This is a genomic window from Micromonospora echinofusca, from assembly GCF_017614955.1.
GTDB lineage: Bacteria > Actinomycetota > Actinomycetes > Mycobacteriales > Micromonosporaceae > Micromonospora > Micromonospora echinofusca_A.
Map to the genome: position 1 here is coordinate 1 of NZ_WVUH01000505.1, position 3826 is coordinate 3826.

Below are 3826 nucleotides of genomic sequence, written 5' to 3' on the forward strand. Positions count from 1 at the left end.
CCCCCGAGACGCCGGGCGACCCGCCGCCGACCCCACTGGCGGCGCCGGCCACCCGTCACCACCTTCCCCGCGAGAGGAGGCACGACGTGACAGAGGACCAGACCAGCACCGTCGACCAACTCATCCTCGACCACCTCGACCGCGCCAACCTGCCCGACACCGCCGAGAACCTGATCATCGCCGCCCTGTGCGGAGCCGACCACCTCGCCGACATGCTCGGCGGAACGGCACCGCAGCGGCCCCGACCCCCGGTCGCCGCCACCGACGACCGCCAGCCGATCGGCACCTACCTCGCCGGCATCGAGGTGACCGGCTTCCGGGGCATCGGCCCCACCGCCACCCTCCACCTCGTCCCCGGACCCGGGCTGACCATCGTCACCGGCCGCAACGGCTCCGGCAAGTCCAGCTTCGCCGAAGCCGCCGAATTCGCCCTCACCGGCGACAACAAACGCTGGTCCGGCCGCACCTCCGTCTGGCGGCAGGGCTGGCGCAACCTGCACGCCGACACCGACCCCCGCATCCGCGTCCGCCTCGGCGTCGAAGGCCACCGCGACGGCGCCACCGTCGAATGCCACTGGACCGGCGACGCGAACCTCACCGAGGCCACCACCTTCCTGCAGGCCACCGGCCAACGCCGCCAGAACATCACCGACCTCGGCTGGGACACCCCGCTCCAGCTCTACCGGCCCTTCCTGTCCTACTCCGAACTCGGCGGCCTGGTCAGCGGCAGCCCCAGCGAGATGCACGACTCCCTACAACGGATCCTCGGCCTCGGCCGACTCGTCGAGATCGAAACGATGCTCAAGACCGCCCGCCGGGACCTGGACCAGCAGCGCAAACGCGGCACCGAAACCCTCCCCGCCCTGCGGACCACACTGGCCGAACACCCCGACCCGCGCGCCCGCCTCGCCGAACAGGCCCTCACCGGCCGGACCGCCGACCTCGACCAGCTCGACACCCTGACCACCAGCAGCGACACGGCCGACGACGCGACCGTCGTGCCCCTGCGCCAACTCGACGTCCTGCACCTACCCGACCGCGACGCCCTCACCACCACCATCGAGGCGCTCCGCGCCGCACTGCACCAGATCGACGACCTGGCCGGCACCCCCGTCGAAGAAGCCAAAGCCCTGGCCGGCCTGCTCCGCGACGCCCTGCGCCACCACGCCAGCCACCCCGACCAGCCCTGCCCGGTGTGCGGGGGTCGCACCCTGGACGAGGACTGGGCCGCGCAGGCACACACCCACCTGCACCAGTTGACCCGGCGCGCCGAGCACCTCGACGCCGCCCACCGCGCCGAACGCCAGGCCCGACGCGCCCTGCGCCAGCAGGTACCCGCCCTACCGGCGGTCCTGCACCTCGACCTGTCGTCCGAATCGGTCCACACCGACGACGCCCGGACGGCGTGGCAGCGCTGGGACGACCTGCTCGCCACCGCCGACCCTCACACCATCGCCGCATCCGCGACCACCATCGTCGACGCACTGCGGGACACCCTGACCCCGGTGCAGACCGCCGCCCGGCAGGCCCTGCACCGCAGGCGGCAGGCCTGGCAGCCGGTCGCCGACCAGCTGCGCACCTGGATCGACACCGAACGGGCCAGCCGGCACGCCGCCGTCATGTACGCCGCCGTCAAGACCGCGATCGCCGAACTGCGGACGATCGGGGAGAAGATCCGCGACGACAAACTGGCCCCGGTCGCCGCCGAAGCCACCACCATCTGGAACACGCTGCGCCACGACAGCAACGTCCAGCTCGGCACCATCAAACTGGCCGGCACTGGCCCCACCCGCCGGGTCGACCTGGGCGTGCAGGTCGACGGGGTGCCCGGCGCCGCCCTCAGCGTCATGAGCCAGGGCGAACTGCACTCCCTCGCCCTGGCGTTGTTCCTCCCACGCGCCACGATGCCTGACAGCCCGTTCCGGTTCCTGCTCATCGACGACCCGGTGCAGTCCATGGACCCGGCCAAGGTCTACGGCCTCGCCCAGGTCCTCGCCCAGGTCGCGAAACACCGGCAGGTGATCGTGTTCACCCACGACGACCGCCTCCCCGCCGCAGTCCGACACCTGCAACTCGACGCCCGGATCCTCGCCGTCAGCCGACTCACCCGCTCCCAGGTGACCGTCACCGGCGGCCGCGACGGTGACCCCGCACAGCGCTACCTCAACGACGCCGCAGCCATCACCCAGGACGAGAAACTGGCCGACACCCTACGCGTCACCGTCGTCTGCAACCTGATCCGCGACGCCCTCGAATTCACCTGCCACGAGCGGATCCGGGTGCAGGGCTTCCGGGCCGGCACCTCCGTCACCGAAACCGAAGCCGCGATCAGCGAGGCGCAGGGCCTGCGCCCCACACTCGCCCTGGCCCTGCTCGGCGACCGCAAACGCGTCGCCGACCTGACCGCCGAGCTGACCAGGATCGACTCCGCCGCCCCCTGGGTGGTCCGGGCTGCGAACAGCGGCTCCCACGGCGGCGCCACCAACCTCACCACTCTCGTCGACGACGCCCGTCGCCTGGTGCGGAAGCTGAGCCCGACATGACCCCGACCGAACTCCTCGACCACGCCGCTGCCCTGATGGTCCAACCCAGCCCGAGCATGCGCCGCTGCTGGCAACGCGGCTGCGCCTGCCTCACCCGCCTCGCCCTCGAACAGGGACTGGACCTCTACTGGCAGCAGGTCGCCCCCACCGTCGCGCACTGCCCGATGCGGCACCAACTGCTGGTCCTACCGGCCTTCGCCGGCCCCGAAGCAGCGCGGATCGCCCGCACCGCATGGCACGGCCTGTCCCGCGCCATGCACCACCACAGCTACGAACTCGCACCCGTCGTGGCGGAACTGCGCAGCTGGCACCGGGACGTCAGCCTCCTGCTGTCCCGATTCCAACCGCCGTCAACCACGACCACCGGCCCCGCGTAGTCGCTCGACGGCTCCAGCCGAATCCCCGAACGGCTCCAGCCGAATCCCCGAACGGCTCCGGCCGCATCCTCGAACGGCTCCGGTCGCATCCCCGATAGGAAGAGCGTGTCCCACACATCTGTTTCCCTCCGCGGCCGGGAACGGGCCTGGGCGCCCGCGCTGCACGCCGCGTCCCTCGTCTCCGAACTGGACGTCCCCGAAGAACAGGTGAAACAGACGATCACCGCCCTCGGCCAGGTCCTCGCCGACACCGCACCACACGAGCGCCGCTGGCTGCTCCGCTACCGGTACCCCGCATGCCTGGTCGTCGGCCTCGTCGGCATCGGCGCCGTCGGCTACGCCCACGGCAACTACTGGAGCGCCGTACACGAACTCGCGCCCGGCCGGGTCGACCAGAACCTCTGGGGCGAGGCGTTCCGCACCAACCTCGACCGGTTCCGCCTGGCCCGGTTCCCCGGCCTACCGCAGGTCAACGTCGGCGAGATCCTCATCCACGGCGGCGTACCCGCCTACTGCATCGCCGACCTGCTGAACCTCCTCCTGCAACGGCTGGCCCGCGACCCCGGAACGTCCGCCGAGCACTTCCTGGCCTGGGCACTGACCCCCGGACGGGAATCCCGCCTGACCGAACTCGACAAGCCCGTCCAACGGTTCCTCACCCACGGCGGCGACTACGCCGAAGACCTCGTCGACCGCTGCATCGACCTGCTGCACCGACTCCACCAACCGGTGTTCCACGCCGACGGACTCGGCCTCCCCCCACACCTGATCGCCAGAGCACAACACCTCGCCGAAACCGGCCAACTCGACTGGGCCGGCCCCACCTACCGCAGCCAACCGGGCAACCGGACCAGCCAGGCCCGCCCACACCTCGAACTCGAACCCTTCGGCCGGGGACTGCTCGTG

The 3826-nt window shown here is 71.5% G+C and carries 3 protein-coding genes; all 3 read left to right on the forward strand.

The window, feature by feature from the left end; all coding sequences use genetic code 11:
- Window positions 1-86: 86 nt before the first annotated feature.
- Complete coding sequence (locus GSF22_RS31800) at window positions 87-2543, forward strand: AAA family ATPase (RefSeq protein ID WP_208817609.1); 2457 nt, start codon at window positions 87-89, stop codon at window positions 2541-2543.
- Entirely contained in the window at window positions 2540-2920 is a 381-nt protein-coding gene (locus GSF22_RS31805; RefSeq protein WP_208817610.1) for a hypothetical protein, read from the forward strand. The genes GSF22_RS31800 and GSF22_RS31805 overlap by 4 nt, the downstream gene beginning before the upstream one ends.
- Window positions 2921-3025: 105 nt before the next feature.
- Window positions 3026-3826, forward strand: an 801-nt coding sequence (locus GSF22_RS31810) for a hypothetical protein (RefSeq protein ID WP_208817611.1), incomplete at its 3' end; no start/stop codon positions are given.

Coding starts and splice junctions, on each gene's coding strand:
- GSF22_RS31805 (WP_208817610.1), top strand. CDS start 2,540: ATGACCCCGACCGAACTCCTCGACCACGCCGCTGCCCTGATGGTCCAA.